General features: G+C 39.3%; 13 protein-coding genes and 1 tRNA gene. 4 read left to right on the top strand and 10 right to left on the bottom strand.

What is annotated here, in order from left to right:
* Positions 1–40: 40 nt before the first annotated feature.
* Positions 41–123: transfer RNA gene (locus tag V4P57_RS02740), tRNA-Leu, on the bottom strand.
* A gap of 168 nt (positions 124–291) precedes the next feature.
* On the opposite strand from V4P57_RS02740, the gene trmFO reads away from it, so the two are divergent.
* Positions 292–1,701 (top strand): methylenetetrahydrofolate--tRNA-(uracil(54)-C(5))-methyltransferase (FADH(2)-oxidizing) TrmFO, encoded by a 1,410-nt coding sequence (gene trmFO / locus V4P57_RS02735; RefSeq protein WP_455466659.1) that lies wholly within the window; start codon positions 292–294, stop codon positions 1,699–1,701.
* A gap of 448 nt (positions 1,702–2,149) precedes the next feature.
* On the opposite strand, the gene V4P57_RS02730 is transcribed toward trmFO, so the two are convergent.
* The 8 genes from V4P57_RS02730 to V4P57_RS02695 form a co-directional block, all read right to left on the bottom strand.
* The gene (locus tag V4P57_RS02730) at positions 2,150–2,428 is read right to left on the bottom strand and encodes an HU family DNA-binding protein (RefSeq protein WP_455466658.1); all 279 of its coding nucleotides are present in this window, start codon (positions 2,426–2,428) and stop codon (positions 2,150–2,152) included.
* 229 nt (positions 2,429–2,657) lie between these two features.
* The gene (gene lon, locus V4P57_RS02725; protein WP_455466657.1) at positions 2,658–5,081 is read right to left on the bottom strand and encodes an endopeptidase La; all 2,424 of its coding nucleotides are present in this window, start codon (positions 5,079–5,081) and stop codon (positions 2,658–2,660) included.
* Positions 5,082–5,257: 176 nt separating this feature from the next.
* The gene (clpX, locus tag V4P57_RS02720; protein WP_455466656.1) at positions 5,258–6,532 is read right to left on the bottom strand and encodes an ATP-dependent Clp protease ATP-binding subunit ClpX; all 1,275 of its coding nucleotides are present in this window, start codon (positions 6,530–6,532) and stop codon (positions 5,258–5,260) included.
* 185 nt (positions 6,533–6,717) lie between these two features.
* Positions 6,718–7,350 (bottom strand): ATP-dependent Clp endopeptidase proteolytic subunit ClpP, encoded by a 633-nt coding sequence (clpP, locus tag V4P57_RS02715; RefSeq protein ID WP_455466655.1) that lies wholly within the window; start codon positions 7,348–7,350, stop codon positions 6,718–6,720.
* A gap of 145 nt (positions 7,351–7,495) precedes the next feature.
* Positions 7,496–8,302, bottom strand: coding sequence for a hypothetical protein (locus V4P57_RS02710; RefSeq protein WP_455466654.1), 807 nt, complete (start codon positions 8,300–8,302; stop codon positions 7,496–7,498).
* 10 nt (positions 8,303–8,312) lie between these two features.
* Positions 8,313–9,689 (bottom strand): Trk system potassium transporter TrkA, encoded by a 1,377-nt coding sequence (gene trkA / locus V4P57_RS02705; protein WP_455466653.1) that lies wholly within the window; start codon positions 9,687–9,689, stop codon positions 8,313–8,315.
* 4 nt (positions 9,690–9,693) lie between these two features.
* A complete protein-coding gene (gene ntrX / locus V4P57_RS02700) occupies positions 9,694–11,052 on the bottom strand; it encodes a nitrogen assimilation response regulator NtrX (protein ID WP_455466652.1) in 1,359 nt (452 codons plus the stop codon).
* Between the two features lies 1 nt (position 11,053).
* Positions 11,054–13,321, bottom strand: coding sequence for an ATP-binding protein (locus tag V4P57_RS02695; RefSeq protein ID WP_455466651.1), 2,268 nt, complete (start codon positions 13,319–13,321; stop codon positions 11,054–11,056).
* Between the two features lie 171 nt (positions 13,322–13,492).
* Between V4P57_RS02695 and rirA the strand changes: the two genes are divergently transcribed.
* From rirA to V4P57_RS02680, 3 genes are read left to right on the top strand one after another with little or no spacing between them, the layout of a single operon-like run.
* Entirely contained in the window at positions 13,493–13,939 is a 447-nt protein-coding gene (gene rirA / locus V4P57_RS02690; RefSeq protein WP_455466650.1) for an iron-responsive transcriptional regulator RirA, read from the top strand.
* 23 nt (positions 13,940–13,962) lie between these two features.
* The gene (locus tag V4P57_RS02685) at positions 13,963–15,156 is read left to right on the top strand and encodes a bifunctional 2-C-methyl-D-erythritol 4-phosphate cytidylyltransferase/2-C-methyl-D-erythritol 2,4-cyclodiphosphate synthase (RefSeq protein ID WP_455466953.1); all 1,194 of its coding nucleotides are present in this window, start codon (positions 13,963–13,965) and stop codon (positions 15,154–15,156) included.
* A complete protein-coding gene (locus tag V4P57_RS02680) occupies positions 15,153–15,641 on the top strand; it encodes a CinA family protein (protein ID WP_455466649.1) in 489 nt (162 codons plus the stop codon). The genes V4P57_RS02685 and V4P57_RS02680 overlap by 4 nt, the downstream gene beginning before the upstream one ends.
* 94 nt (positions 15,642–15,735) lie before the next feature.
* On the opposite strand, the gene V4P57_RS02675 is transcribed toward V4P57_RS02680, so the two are convergent.
* The gene (locus V4P57_RS02675) at positions 15,736–16,197 is read right to left on the bottom strand and encodes a type II toxin-antitoxin system RatA family toxin (protein WP_455466648.1); all 462 of its coding nucleotides are present in this window, start codon (positions 16,195–16,197) and stop codon (positions 15,736–15,738) included.

Here is a 16,197-nt window from a genome sequence, read left to right as displayed (position 1 = left end):
TCCAGACACATAGAAGTCCGTAGTGCTCAAAGAATCCCTTTGGTGCGGATGGAGGGACTCGAACCCCCACGGTCTCCCGCCAGAACCTAAATCTGGTGCGTCTACCAATTTCGCCACATCCGCTCAAACTTACAAGCCAAGTAACCTTACATAAGCGGCGTTTCTATACCATTAATTAAAGAAAAAAAGCAAACAAATATATCTAAAAACAAAAATACACGTCATTCTTAATAAAGCACAAAAACAAAATCTACACTTTTCATACAGAGATGCTTCCGTTAAAAGTAGGCTATGTTAAATACATTCAATACTCCAATTCATATCATTGGCGGCGGTCTTGCAGGTAGTGAAGCAAGCTGGCAAATTGCTCAATCAGGGATCCCCGTTATTTTGCATGAAATGCGACCCCAAAAAAAATCTGATGCTCATAAAACCGATAATCTTGCAGAGCTAGTCTGTTCAAATTCATTCCGTTCCGATGATTCATCAATAAATGCTGTAGGGCTTTTACATAACGAAATGCGATTGGCAAAATCGCTGATTATAAAGGCTGCAGATGCCAACAAAGTACCAGCAGGAAGCGCTCTTGCCGTTGACCGCGATGGATTTTCCAAAACCGTTACAGCAGCACTTGAAAACCATCCTCTTATAACTATAAAACGTGAAGAGATTCAAGATCTTCCTGAGGATTGGCATAATATCATCATTGCAACTGGTCCTCTTACCTCACCAGCACTCGCTGAAAAAATACGAGCAATAACTGGAACAGAAGCGCTCTCTTTTTTTGATGCTATCGCACCTATTATCTATACTGATAGTATTAATATGGACATCTGTTGGTATCAATCTCGCTATGATAAAATTGGCCCTGAAGGAACAGGAAAGGATTATCTTAATTGTCCCCTTAATAAAGAACAATATGAAGTATTTGTTCAAGCGTTGAAAAGTGCAGAAAAAATAGAGTTCCGCGACTTTGAAAAAACACCCTATTTTGATGGATGTTTACCAATCGAAATTATGGCTGAGCGCGGACTTGAAACCTTAAGGCATGGACCCATGAAACCTATGGGATTAACCAATGCCCATAATCCCGCAATTAAAGCCTACGCCATCGTTCAATTACGCCAAGACAATAAACTTGGAACCCTTTACAATATGGTTGGTTTTCAAACAAAACTGAAATATAGTGAGCAAGTTCGCATTTTTAGAATGATTCCAGGTCTTGAAAAAGCAAAGTTTGCCCGCCTTGGCGGACTTCACCGCAATACTTATCTTAATTCACCAGTCATTCTTGATCAAACTCTCCGTTTAAAACAAAGACCAAGACTGCGTTTTGCAGGACAAATCACAGGATGTGAAGGTTATGTCGAATCATCGGCAATTGGGCTTCTTGCTGGGCGTTTTGCCGCTGCTGAATATAACCATAATTGCCCTTGCTTACCGCCATTAACCACAGCATTTGGAGCTCTTTTAAACCATATTACGGGTGGACACATTGTGGCTAAAGAAACAGAAAGGCAATCTTTTCAACCAATGAACATCAATTTTGGACTTTTTCCACCTATCGCTTCTGTCAATCAGTCAGAAAAACGCTTGCCAAGCAGAGAAAAAAAATTAGCAAAAAAACAAGTTATAACTGCTAGAGCTCTGAATGATTGTATTCAGTGGTTAGCAGATAGAGAACAAAATAGCTCCTTATAAATACATTCTTTGCCTTCAGTCTATTCAAGAGATCATAATACCTCTTGTGCAAAAATTACCCTAAAGCCCCTTTACGATATTAACTACTGCAACGAATAAAAACCACTCTTTGTTTCATTATTTATTAAACAGGGTAGGAATCTTAAAAGAGCTTTTTTACTATACATAAAAGCTTTCACCACTGTAAAAAGCACACATATTTCAATCAGTTAGAATAAGTAATGATTGAGACATACCACAGCAACGGGAAGAATAGAATATTTATTAAACTATTCGCAATAATGGCTTTTTGGTCACTTTGTGCACACAAAACTTTACGAAAACTTTAAAAGCACTGAAAAAATTTAAAACAAACGCACATTACCAAAATCCATGCAGAAAATACCTACAGAACACTTCTAAAAAAACCCGCTTATAAATAAATCGGGTTTTTTTAATGTAATCCAAATTATTTTTTATTAACAGCTTCTTTTAAACTTTTCCCTGCAGAAAACTTGGGCACAGAACGCGCTGGAATATCAATTTCAGCCCCAGTTGAAGGATTACGCCCCTTCGTAGCAGCACGATGAGAAACTTCAAAAGAACCAAAACCTGGAAGGCGAACATCTCCCCCTGAAGCCAAGGCTTCTGTTACAGAAGCTATAAAAGCATCGACAACAGAACCAGCTTGCGCTTTCGAAACACCTGCCTTTTCAGCAACAGAGCTAACCAATTCACTTTTATTCATGGAACATTTCCTTTCCCTATATTACCGGATAACACAACTTAACCGTGTCATCGACAGTTTATTGAAAAGTACAACAAACAGAAGTCTTATTTTCATCCAGAACATTGTTTTTTAGCAATAATCACAGTTATTCACGGAATTTTTTACTTTTTTTAAAAAATAAATAAAAAACAACCACGAAAATGCCTTCTGCTGCTTTAAAAATGCAGTCACAAATAAGACTAATGAATCAGTGTGCAATCTGCATTCCTTCACTATCGCTCTCTGTTCTCATAGGCACAGGAACTGTGGGAGGTTCTGTCCATTCAATAGGTTCAGGAAAGTGAACCAAAGCATGCTTAAGAACCTCACTCACATGATTCACTGGAATAATTTCCATATTATTTTTGACATCATCGGGAATATCGATCAAATCTTTTGCATTTTCTTCAGGAATAAGTACTTTTTTTATACCTCCTCGAAGAGCTGCCAGTAGTTTTTCTTTCAATCCACCAATCGGTAAAACACGCCCACGCAAAGTAATTTCACCAGTCATTGCTACATCTTTATGTACTGCTATCCCTGTTAGCACTGAAACAATTGCTGTTACCATGGCAATCCCTGCTGATGGACCATCTTTTGGCGTAGCACCTTCTGGAACATGAACATGGATATCGCGTTTATCAAAAAGTGGAGGTTCAATACCAAAATCAACAGCGCGAAAACGTACATAAGACGCTGCTGCCGAAATTGATTCTTTCATAATATCGCGCAAATTTCCGGTTACGGTCATCTTGCCTTTACCCGACATCATAACCCCTTCAATGGTCAATAATTCTCCACCAACCTCTGTCCACGCAAGGCCTGTCACAACACCAATCTGATTTTCTCCTTCAATCTGGTTATAGTGGTAGCGTTTAACACCTAGGAAATCGTTAATATTATCTTCCGTAATCTTTACAGATTTTTGATGCGTCTTAAGAATTTTTGTAATTGATTTACGTGCTACTTTCATTAATTCACGTTCAAGGTTACGAACTCCTGCTTCACGTGTGTAAAATTGAATAATCGACTTTATCGCGCCATCAGAAACACTGAATTCTTTTTTAGATAAACAATGATCTCTCAATGCCTTTGGCAAAAGATGTCGCTTAACAATTTCCATCTTTTCACATTCAGTGTAACCAGCAATACGAATAATTTCCATTCGATCCATTAATGGCCCTGGAATATTAAGGGTATTCGCAGTTGTAATAAACATAACATCAGAAAGATCATATTCAACCTCCAAATAATGATCAATAAATGTACCATTTTGTTCGGGGTCGAGTACTTCTAATAAAGCTGATGAAGGATCTCCGCGAAAATCTTGCCCCATTTTATCAATTTCATCAAGTAAGAAAAGCGGATTAGATTTTTTGGCTTTTTTCATAGACTGAATAATTTTCCCAGGCATAGAGCCAATATATGTTCGGCGATGTCCACGAATTTCTGCTTCATCTCGCACGCCTCCTAACGAGATACGAACATATTCACGCCCCGTCGCTTTTGCAATAGAGCGAGCAAGTGATGTTTTCCCTACACCTGGAGGACCTAGCAAACAAATAATAGGACCTTTTATTTTTGAAGCTCGACTTTGTACTGCTAAATATTCAACAATTCGCTCCTTGACTTTTTCAAGACCAAAATGCTCATTATTCATGATTTTTTCAGCAAAATTTAAATTGTTTTTGATCTTCGACTTTTTCCCCCAAGGCATTGCTAATAACCAATCAAGATAATTACGGACAACCGTCGCCTCTGCAGACATAGGAGACATATTCCGTAATTTTCTCAATTCTGCCCCAGCTTTTTCATTTGCCTCTTTGGAAAGCTTCGTCTTCTTGATACGCTCTTCTAATTCAGAGAGCTCATCGCGGCTATCATCACCCGCTCCCAACTCTTTCTGAATAGCTTTCATCTGCTCATTGAGATAATATTCTCGTTGGTTTTTTTCCATTTGCCGTTTAACATGCGAACGAATACGCTTCTCAACCTGCAAAACAGAAATTTCTCCTTCCATAAAAGAAAGAACACGCCCAAGGCGATCACGGATAGGTAATAGCTCTAATATCTCCTGCTTTTCTGAAAGTTTAATCATCAAATGGGAAGCAATAGTATCAGCAAGCTTAGAAGGATTATCAATCTGGCCAATAGCATTGACAACTTCAGGAGAAATTTTTTTATTAAGTTTTACATAATTTTCAAAATAAGCAATCACCGACCTTGAAAGAGCTTCAATCTCAACATTATTCTCTCTAAGCTCTTCTGTGACAGTCGCATATGCCTGATGATAATCTTCATTCGTAACAAATTGGCTAATTTTTGCACGTGCAGTCCCCTCAACCAAAACCTTTACAGTTCCATCAGGAAGCTTTAAAAGTTGAAGAATATTAGCGAACGTACCAATATCGTATATATCTTCTGATTTTGGATCATCATCAGAAGCATCTTTTTGCGTAACCAACAGTATCTGCTTATCAACCGCCATCGTTTCTTCAAGAGCACGAATTGATTTTTCCCGGCCCACAAAAAGCGGAACAATCATATGTGGGAAGACAACAATATCACGAAGAGGTAAAACAGCGTAAAGACCCTCTCTTACTTCATTTGTCTTTTCATCAATATATTGCATAACTCTCCTTTCTGGAGCCTATAATCTATCCACTACACAAGCCCACCCTTAGCAACCCTTTATCCTAAAATACATGAAGTGGTAACTGTAAACATATAAATCAAGCATTATGACTACAATATTCAGAAATACCCATTCTCAAATGATATTATTATTACTTCTCAGATCGCGCAATATCATGCCGATACATTTTCTTTATCTTCTGCACGTTCTGAGTAAATGTAAAGAGGATGTGCTTTTCCATCAACTACGTCGCTCGAAATGACAACTTTTTGAACACCTTCAAGAGATGGCAGCTCAAACATCGTCTCAAGAAGGATCTTCTCCATAATAGAACGTAAACCACGCGCACCGGTTTTACGCTCAATTGCCTTTTTAGCGATAACCTGTAAAGCATCTTCATGAAATGCTAACTCGACATTTTCCATCTCAAAAAGACGCTGATATTGCTTTACCAATGCATTCTTTGGTTGTGATAAAATTTGCACAAGAGCGTCAACATCTAAATCCTCTAAAGTAGCGACAATAGGAAGGCGACCAATAAATTCTGGTATCAAACCGAATTTTATAAGATCTTCTGGTTCTAAATCACGAAAAATCTCACCAACACAACGCTCATCAGGTGCTTTAACTGTAGCAGAAAAACCAATAGACGTTTTTTCACCACGTCCTGAAATAATCCGTTCTAAACCAGCAAAAGCTCCACCACAAATAAATAAGATATTTGTTGTATCAACTTGTAGAAACTCTTGTTGTGGATGCTTACGCCCCCCCTGAGGAGGAACAGAAGCAATCGTTCCTTCCATAATTTTTAACAACGCCTGCTGAACACCCTCCCCTGAAACATCTCTTGTAATAGAAGGATTGTCAGCTTTACGAGAAATCTTATCGACCTCATCAATATAAACAATGCCACGCTGCGCACGTTCAACATTATAGTCAGCAGCTTGAAGAAGTTTCAAAATAATATTTTCAACATCTTCACCCACGTAGCCTGCTTCCGTCAAAGTGGTCGCATCTGCCATCGTAAAAGGCACATCGATAATACGCGCTAATGTTTGTGCTAAATACGTCTTACCACATCCCGTTGGACCAACAAGAAGAATATTCGACTTTGCCAACTCAATGTCATTGCTCTTAGACTGATGCGCAAGTCGCTTATAATGATTATGGACAGCAACAGAAAGAACACGCTTTGCATGTTGTTGACCAATAACGTAATCATCAAGAACTGTTATAATCTCCTGCGGAGTAGGAACACCATCACGTGCCTTGATCCCAGAAAATTTATTTTCTTCACGAATAATATCCATGCAAAGCTCTACGCATTCATCACAAATGAATACAGTAGGCCCCGCGATGAGCTTACGCACCTCATGCTGACTTTTGCCGCAGAACGAGCAATAGAGAGTATTTTTCGATTCGCTCCCGCTATTGCCAATTTTGCTCATTTTTCTTTCCTTTCACCACGGTATATGAATACTTCGTCTTTTCAAAGGAAGTTTTTCATAACGAAAAATATAAAGACATATAAAAAAACCTGCGTGTCATAATATTTTTAGGTATTTTCCCCTTATTTTCGCGATATTTTTACAAAAGGCTCTCTTTAAAGTAGCTCTTTTTTCTGTAAAAATTCTTAATCTTTTTCATCTTTTTCAGTTTCTGCTCGATATTGTATAACGTCATCAACTAAGCCAAATTGCTTAGCTTCTTCCGCTGTCATAAAGTGATCACGATCAAGAGTTCTCTCAATAACCTCATAGTCCTGGCCTGTGTGTTGAACATAAATTTCATTTAAACGACGTTTCATCTTTATAATATCTTGCGCATGCCTTTCAATATCTGAAGCCTGACCTTGGAAACCACCAGATGGCTGATGCACCATAATACGTGCATTTGGCAAAGTAAAACGGTGTCCTTTCGCTCCAGCTGCTAAAAGCAGCGATCCCATAGATGCAGCTTGGCCCATGCAAAGTGTAGAAACAGGAGGGCGAATAAACTGCATAGTATCGTAAATTGCCATACCAGATGTCACAACACCACCTGGTGAATTTATATAAAGACTAATTTCTTTTTTAGGATTTTCAGCTTCCAAGAAAAGCAATTGTGCACAAACGAGCATCGCCATACCATCTTCAACAGGGCCATTAATAAAAATAATCCGTTCTTTTAAAAGACGAGAAAAAATATCATAGGCCCGCTCACCACGATTAGTTTGTTCAATAACCATAGGTACAAGACTTAACGCTGTTTTCATTGAATCACTCATGTTTTCACTTTCCGTTCATATAATAAGCGCTCTTTACGCATTCAATGCTCTTCTCCATAGGCTAACATTACGCTCTTACGCAAGTCACAATCAGTGCTCTTTAAACAAGATTAAAATCCCAGTGGTTAAAATAGCAATAATAACTCTACCTAAACAAGTCACATGCGTCAGGAATGCGAGACACAGCCCAATGGTAAAAGCTTCCTTCCTGCGGTTTTTGAATGGTCTTTGTTTTTCTGTGAATATGAAACCCTATCAAGCGTGGATCCGCAAGCGGCTCAACGCCAAAAGCTGGATCAAAGATATATTCAGTTTTTCGCCCCGTCCAATAATAAAAAGTTTCCTTTTCTTTTGCTTGATGAAAAAAACCATATCGTTTGGCTAACCGCGAAATACCGTCATTGCCAAATATCGTAACTCCAAGATTTCCTGGTAAAATCGGCATTTTTTTCCTCTTTAACCAGAATGGTTTCCAAACACGGCGCCTAAAACCAAGCCAATGAGGCACCATTTCTGTGCCTGCCCAATAATCTTCAAACACTTTTATGATAGGGTTACCAGGCGGAAAATAAAGCGCAGAAACGCCCACCCTTACAGCATTTTCTCTTGCAAGCCAAACTTTATTCGCATCTGGATGAAATTGTCTAACCAGGTAAACATCTGTATCTAACCAAACACCTTGCTGATATTTCATCAGCATAACACGAAAAAAATCTGAAAACTGAACAATTGTACATCCAGGTTTCTCATGAGAAAAGTTAGGATCAAGGCGGTAAATCGCCGAACGTGGCAGAATTGATTCGGCTTCATGCAATTCAACACCAACGGGTAGGTTTTCTAATTTATCATAGCTGAAAAGCTTAACACGCTGCCCAGTTTTAACCATTGAGGACAAACAAAGTCTATCAACAAGTCTTAATTGTCCACTATACCAAAAAGTACAAATATCCATAGGCAATATATCAAAAATATTCCAAACTTACACGAAAAAGTTGTTCAACATCACGAATATTCTCAGCAAGAGCAAAAATCACTATCCGATCGCCAGACAAAATACGCGTATCTGCCGAAAGCTGTATGATTGTCTCATTGCGATAAATTGCACCAATTCTCAAACCATCTGATAAATTGAGCTCTGACAATGATTTTCCAACCAGTGAAGATGTTTGCATCACTTCAGCCTCAATAATTTCTGCCTGACCATTAAAAACCGAGTGAACCGCACGAATACGTCCACGACGCATTTGTTGCAAAATTCTTGATATAGTAACACTATGTGGATTAAGATATGCATCCACACCAACGGCACGACTAAATTCCTGGTACGCAACATTGTTGATCAATACCATATTAGCTTTACATCCCAATCTTTTAGCAATAATAGCACTTAAGAGATTGACTTGATCCTGATTTGTCAATGTGATTATTAAATCAGCTTGATCAATTCCAGCATCTTGAAGAATTACTGGATCTAAGACATTACCATACAAAACAGTCGTTTTTTCGAGCTGATCAGCAATTATTAACGCTCTTTCTCTCTGCGATTCTATAATCTTCAATCTTAATTTATGGAGACGCTTTTCAATAGCCTGAGCAACATAAAGACCAATATGACCGCCTCCTGCAATAATCATGCGATGAGCATCTTGTTCTTTGTGACCAAAAAGCCCAACAGCACGACGCATCTGATCACGAGCAACAACAAGATAGGTCACATCACCAACGCGTAATTGCGTATCTGAGTGTGCCACTAATAATTCTGAACCACGCTTAATTGCGGTAACTGTCGTGCGAAGATCTGGAAAAAGCTCCGTTAATTGACGCAAAGGTGTATTAATAACCGGACAATCTTCCATACATTCCAAAGCTAATGCAACAATATCATCATTACAAAAATAAAGGACATCTATTGCACCAGGTAAAGCAATACGACGCAATACCATTTCCCCAACTTCAACTTCTGGCGAAATGACCACATCAATGGGAATATTCTCTCGAGCAAAAAGTGTTTTATAGCGCGGTTCTAAATAAGATTGTGAGCGAATACGTGCTATTTTTGTTGGAACATTAAATAACGAATGTGCTACTTGGCAAGCTACCATATTGACTTCATCAAATAACGTTACTGCAATCAACATATCAGCTTTGTCTGCATCAGCAGCTAAAAGAACTTCAGGCCGTGAACCGTGACCAACAAAACCTCTAACATCCAACGTATCGCGAATCCTTTCAACCAATCTCGTTTCAATATCAATAACAGTGACATCGTGATTTTCAGCAGCAAGACGCTCTGCTATCCCATAACCAACCTGTCCTGCTCCACAAATAATAACACGCATCGCTTTAAGAAACTCCAAGCGCTTTAAGCTTACGGTGCAAAGCTGAACGCTCCATACCTATAAATTCAGCTGTACGGGATATATTTCCGCCCAGACGCCCAATTTGCGCCACTAAATACCTCTTTTCAAACAATTCCCGTGCTTCACGCAATGGTAATTCCATTATACTCTTATCTGTATCCATTTGAATGCGCGGTAAAGAATCGCTCACTTCTTGAGGGAGAAACTCTGCTGTTATTGGGCCATCACCATCACGTACAAGAATGAGAAGACGCTCAATATTGTTGCGGAGCTGCCGCACATTGCCCGGCCAAGCATGTGCTTGCAAAATTGCTATCACATCATCACTAATTTCACGTGGCTTAATACCAAGCTGCTGCGATATTATTTTAACAAAATGACGCACAAGTTCCGGAATATCTTCACGACGCGCTGACAGTGGTGGAACAGTAATAGGAACAACCGAAAGACGGTGGAAAAGATCCTCTCTAAAACGCCCGTCAGAAATAAGGTTTTCAAGATTTTGCGCCGTGGAGGAAATGAAACGAACATCCACCTTGACACGTTTTGTGCCTCCAACCCTCTCAAATGTCTGTCCCGTCAACACCCGAAGAATCTTACCTTGAGTCTCACGTGGCATATCAGCAATTTCATCAAGATATAATATTCCACCGTGGGCTTCTTCTAATGCACCAATCTTGCGCTCCCCTCCCTCCATTTCGCTGCCAAACAATTCTATTTCCATTCTTTCCGGAGTGATCGTTGCAGCATTTATTGTAACAAATGGCCCTTTCGAACGCGTTGAAAGCGCGTGAATGGCACGCGCTACCATCTCTTTTCCCCCACCCGAAGGGCCAGTGATCATAATACGACTATTGGTCGGTGCTACTTTCTCTATGATTTGGCGCAAATGTTTTATAGCAGTCGACTTTCCGAGCAGTTCTAATGTCTCACTCGAGCGTTTTCGTAATTCTAAAACCTCACGTTTTAATTTTGAGTTTTCAAGAGTCCGTTCAGCAACTAATACAAGTCTATCGGCTTTAAAAGGCTTTTCAATGAAATCATACGCTCCTCGCTTTATAGCAGAAACAGCCGTCTCAATATTACCATGACCAGAGATCATAACCACCGGAAGAGCCGGATATTGCGTTTTAATCTCATCAAGCAACGCCAAACCATCAAGACGACTTCCTTGTAACCAAATATCTAAAAAAATGAGCTTTGGGATACGTTCACTGATTTGCGCTAATGCTTCGTCAGAGTTACATGCAACACGCGTCTCATAACCTTCATCATCCAAAATACCAGCAACAAGCTCACGAATATCTGCTTCATCATCAACAATTAAGATATCTGATACCATTCTATTCCCCTATGTTATGACTTGTGGCTTGCATAATAATACCACCTTGCTTAGCTCCATCCGCCGGAAAAATCAAACGGATCATTGCTCCACGACCTCCATAAAAGCTCTTTGGTGCATCATGTAATTCCATGGTACCACCATGATCTTCAATAACTTTGCGCACAATAGCTAATCCGAGCCCTGTCCCTTTTTCCCGCGTTGTTATATAAGGCTCTAATAATTTTTGCCTTTTCTCTTTAGGAAGCCCTATACCGTTATCAATAACATCCACAATCACACACCCTTCGTGACGATAAGAACGGACAAGAATATGACCGTGAATGCTTTCCTCTCGCATGACCGAATCTATGGATTCGCTCGCATTTTTGATAAGATTGCAAAAAGCTTGCACAATAAGACGATTATCAAATGCACCCACAAGTGGTACACTTCCTAAATCTTGCTCAAAATGAATATCATGTCGCGTAACTTCTATCAAGAAACATGCTTCACGCAGCAATCCGCGTATATCCAAAACGTTCATTCGCGGCTTAGGCATACGCGCAAAAGAAGAAAACTCATCAACCATACGCCCAATATCTCCAACCTGTCGAATAATCGTATCAATACACCGCTCAAATACCTCTCGATCCTGTGTAATAATTTTGTTGTAACGTTTACGAATACGTTCAGCCGACAACTGAATAGGTGTAAGCGGATTTTTGATTTCGTGTGCAATACGGCGTGCAATATCTGCCCACGCCGATGTACGTTGTGCTGCAACAAGATCTGTAATATCATCAATCGTTAGAACCCAAGATTGTCCCTGTCCGTCATCTTCTTCCATCGTAATTTGCACATTACAAACGCGTTCTTGTCCTACAACACTTAAAGTTACCTGCTCACGATGATTTTTACGACCCAACGAACGTGCAGACTGAAAAACCTGCCAAATTTCAGCACTTAACGATAAAAGACTGTGCCCAATAACTTGTTCAGAGCGAATATTAAACATCGTTTCAACAGATCGATTGATAATTGTAATATCGCCATTATCATCGATGCCAGCCACACCCGCTGTTACACCAGACAAAACAGCTTCAGAAAAACGCCGTCTCTCATCGATTTGATCGCGAACTGCAATCAACTCATTGCGCCGACTTTTCAGCTCACTGACCATGTAATTAAAAGTTTTCGATAACTGCCCAATATCCCCATCTCGCGCACGCACTGGCACAAAGACCTCCATATTCCCAGAAGCTACATCATCAGCAGCACTAATAAGAAGACGAATAGGGCGTACCAAACGATCAGCAACAGCAATACCTGCCCAAATAGCCGATAAGAATAAACTAAAAAAAAGACACAGATAAAGCATACCAAATGCGATTTGCGTCAGCAGACGATTTTCATTTAAATCACGATAACGATCTGTATTGACTTCCGTCAAACGCAAAGCAGACAAAACGTCTTTATCAACGTCGCGCACCAAATACAAAAATGTATTTGGGATATTAGTAAATTTTAAAATAATGCCAAAATAATCATGAACCCCTGGTTGAAAAGAAAAAGGCCTCGCGTTGGTTGCACGCTCGATAAGATGGGAGGGGGGAATCGGCAGTTTATCCTCATCACCAAGATTGCTCGATATAAAAACAGTGCCGCTAGAACTTAACAAAAATGCACCACGTAGATTGCGCCCTATAGCGTGACGAGTCAATTGTATCCTATATTCAGCTGGACTACGCTCTAAAAGCCTTTTGTTATCAAGCGCAAATGCCATAGCATAGGATAAATTTTTCAAGTTTTGAAGCATTTCATCCGCATAAGCATTTGCTAAATCGATAGAAGAACCTACAATTTGACGTGTTGTCGTATCAAACCATCGATCAAGCCCTAAATTCAGTGCAGGCCCCGATACAAGAGCAACTGCAACAGCCGGCATTGTTGCAACAAGCGCGAATAACGAAATAAGACGCACATGAAGACGAGAACCTGCACGCCTCGAGCGCCAGGCACGGATGATGGGAATCATCTCATAAAAAACAATGATTACAAGTCCTAAAACCCAGACACTATTAATCCCTATAAGAATAAGAGTTACAGCTCTACTAGGAACAACAGGCGTTAATCCAATAAGAATGATAAATGAAACAGACGCTGTCAGCAAAGACAACACAATAATTGTGATACCTAAAAAGATATACACCTTACTTAAACGATACAATTCATCGTTAGAAGTATTTTGATCTATATCTTGGAGATTTGTTGCAGATGTTGTATTCATGATAAGCTTGCGTTACTTTATCCTGTCGTCCTCATATAACCTCTTGTAACAGAAATTGACAATACCGCATTTAAAATATAGCCAACCTATTAAAGAGAGAAAGAACTTCTACATTTTGCAAAATATCTTTAAAATAAAGTGCGTTCGGGAAGAGATTACAGAGGAGATAAGATGCGGTTAACCAAACAGACAAATTATGCGCTTCGGATGCTCATGTACTGTGCAGATAATCAGGAATCTCTCAGTCGGATTCCAGAAATTGCTAGAACATATGCTGTTTCTGAATTTTTTTTATTTAAAATCCTTCAACCACTTGTTGAAGCAGGTTTTATAAAAACAGTGCGGGGACGTAATGGTGGTGTTAAATTAGCTAAACCAGCAGCAGAAATTTCGGTAGCTGATGTTGTGAAAGTAACAGAGGATAACTTTTATATGGCAGAGTGTTTCAATACTGCAGAATCTAATTGTCCATTGATAGATTTTTGTGGTTTAAATGCTGCACTTCAGAAAGCGTTAAACGCTTTTTTTGACGTATTATCAGTGATATCTCTTGCCGATCTACAACAACAAACCTCTCAAAAACAATTAAAAATTGATGACTGTGAAACAATCAGCTAAAGTAACCAAAAAGGAGATTAAATATTTCTATTGCAGCTATAATATTAGCCGCTGGGCGCGGTGAACGAGCAGGATTTCTACAAAAAAATCCAAAACAATACCGACTTTTAGGACAAGAGCCGGTTATTTGTCGTACTGTGCGTTGTTTTTTGCAGCATCCAGCTATCACGACGATTATCTTAGTTATTCATCCAGAAGATCGTCAAATCTGTGAACAAGCTATTGGCGATTTTAAAGAGCGCCTCATCATCATTGAAGGAGATGATACACGTCAAATGTCCACCTTATGTGGACTTCGTGCACTTAAAAATATCAAGCCAAGATATGTTCATATTCATGATGGTGTACGCCCTTTTATCAAAAAAAAGCTCCTCGAGAAAATCCACACTGTCGTCAGTCATCAAGAAGGCGTTATCCCTGTTCTCGCCGTCTCTGATACCCTCAAACGCGTAAATAATGCACACTATGTTTTAGAAACCATTTCACGCACTCATCTTCATAGTGCACAAACTCCACAATGTTTTCCATTTGAACGGATATTAGCTGCCCATGAAAAAGCAAGGCAAACTTGTAAAAGGGAATTTACCGATGATTCAGCAATTGCTGAATGGTTTGGAATTCCTATGCGTACCGTTCCAGGAGACCCTAATAACATAAAAATTACTTGGCACGAAGATTTTGATACCGCACACTTTTATCTCCAGAAAAAAATGCAAATATTTCCTGATATCCGCACCGGCAATGGTTATGATGTTCACTCTTTCGAGGATGGTGATTTTCTTATATTATGTGGTATAAAGATTCCTTTTCATAAAAAATTAAATGGACACTCCGATGCTGATGTTGCACTTCATGCGTTAACAGATGCCCTGCTCGCTACGCGTGGTGCTGGAGATATTGGCACACATTTCCCTCCCTCTGATCCTCAATGGAAAAATGCATCATCAGAAATTTTTCTACGTCATGCTATTGATATTATTAAACAAGCAGGTGGCCGTATTGCCAATGTTGATATTACACTGATCGCCGAAAAACCTAAAATCACTCCTTATCGACAGAAAATGACAGAAAATCTGATGAATATCTTCACAATTTCACCCGATCGAATCTCCATTAAAGCGACAACAAATGAAAAGCTTGGATTCATCGGTCGTGAAGAAGGCATTGCTGCTTTTGCAGCCGCTACTGTTCTTTATCCAGGAGAAGTCCCAAAATGACGTATTTCTGTGAAAAACAAGCACATGCAGTCCTTACAGCTTGTCGCCAAAAGGGGGTACTTTTAACGACTGTTGAATCCTGTACAGGAGGCCTCATTGCTGCAAATCTCACTAATATTGCAGGATCATCAAATGTACTCGATTGTGGATTCGTCGTTTATTCAAATGAAGCTAAAACGCGCCTTGTTGGCGTATGCGCTGAACTTATAAAAACCTATGGTGCCGTTTCAAAAGAAGTTGCGCTTGCAATGGCAGAGGGTGGATTAAAATATTCACGAGCTGGAATTGCTATTTCTGTAACAGGAATTGCTGGTCCAGGAGGCAAAAGTCTCGATAAACCTGTAGGTCTTGTGCATTTCGCAGTTGCTTACAAAAATCATAAAACGCTGCACAAAGAAATGCACTTTGGGAATCTTGATCGTAAAGCTATCCGCTATGCAACCGTTGAAAATGCTTTGAAAATGATCTTACAATCTCTCCAATGATATATTCCCAAGATTTGATTTTCATATTTCATGTCACCACAATTACAGAGTATAATTTACAATAGGTGTCATACAAAAACATCAACTGAATAAATTATGTTGCCGGATACCCATAAATTTTATGTGCACGCATTTCAAAAGCATCGGTAAACTTATGAAAAGCAACATCAAATATTGAACCCATAATTAACCCAAGCATTTTGCTTTTAAATTCATAATCAATAAAAAATTCTACATTACATGCATTCGTATTCCCAATGTGATGAAATGCCCAATGATTTTCAAGATATCTGAATGGACCATCAATATATTTAACCTCTATGAGATTTTCCTTCGGCTGAAGAAATACTTGAGTCGTGAAAGTTTCTCGGATGACTTTATAGCCAACTGTCATGTCAGCAAGAAGCAATGTCTTTTCCTCACACTTTTTGCGAGAACGTACTATTAAAGCCTCACACATTGGTAAAAATTCAGGATAACGCTCAATATCTGAAACAAGATCAAACATTTCACTGGCACTATGGGCAATCTGCCGATATGTTGTAAAAGTCGGCAT

The sequence above is a fragment of the Bartonella sp. B39 genome (assembly GCF_053795145.1).
This window is presented reverse-complemented; position numbering and strand designations above follow the sequence as displayed.

Excerpts from the sequence above, each read along its gene's own strand:
- trmFO (WP_455466659.1), top strand. The coding sequence starts at position 292 with ATGTTAAATACATTCAATACTCCAATTCATATCATTGGCGGCGGTCTT.
- V4P57_RS02730 (WP_455466658.1), bottom strand. The coding sequence starts at position 2,428 with ATGAATAAAAGTGAATTGGTTAGCTCTGTTGCTGAAAAGGCAGGTGTT.
- lon (WP_455466657.1), bottom strand. The coding sequence starts at position 5,081 with ATGCAATATATTGATGAAAAGACAAATGAAGTAAGAGAGGGTCTTTAC.
- clpX (WP_455466656.1), bottom strand. The coding sequence starts at position 6,532 with ATGAGCAAAATTGGCAATAGCGGGAGCGAATCGAAAAATACTCTCTAT.
- clpP (WP_455466655.1), bottom strand. The coding sequence starts at position 7,350 with ATGAGTGATTCAATGAAAACAGCGTTAAGTCTTGTACCTATGGTTATT.
- V4P57_RS02710 (WP_455466654.1), bottom strand. The coding sequence starts at position 8,302 with ATGGATATTTGTACTTTTTGGTATAGTGGACAATTAAGACTTGTTGAT.
- trkA (WP_455466653.1), bottom strand. The coding sequence starts at position 9,689 with ATGCGTGTTATTATTTGTGGAGCAGGACAGGTTGGTTATGGGATAGCA.
- ntrX (WP_455466652.1), bottom strand. The coding sequence starts at position 11,052 with ATGGTATCAGATATCTTAATTGTTGATGATGAAGCAGATATTCGTGAG.
- V4P57_RS02695 (WP_455466651.1), bottom strand. The coding sequence starts at position 13,321 with ATGAATACAACATCTGCAACAAATCTCCAAGATATAGATCAAAATACT.
- rirA (WP_455466650.1), top strand. The coding sequence starts at position 13,493 with ATGCGGTTAACCAAACAGACAAATTATGCGCTTCGGATGCTCATGTAC.
- V4P57_RS02680 (WP_455466649.1), top strand. The coding sequence starts at position 15,153 with ATGACGTATTTCTGTGAAAAACAAGCACATGCAGTCCTTACAGCTTGT.
- V4P57_RS02675 (WP_455466648.1), bottom strand. The coding sequence starts at position 16,197 with ATGCCGACTTTTACAACATATCGGCAGATTGCCCATAGTGCCAGTGAA.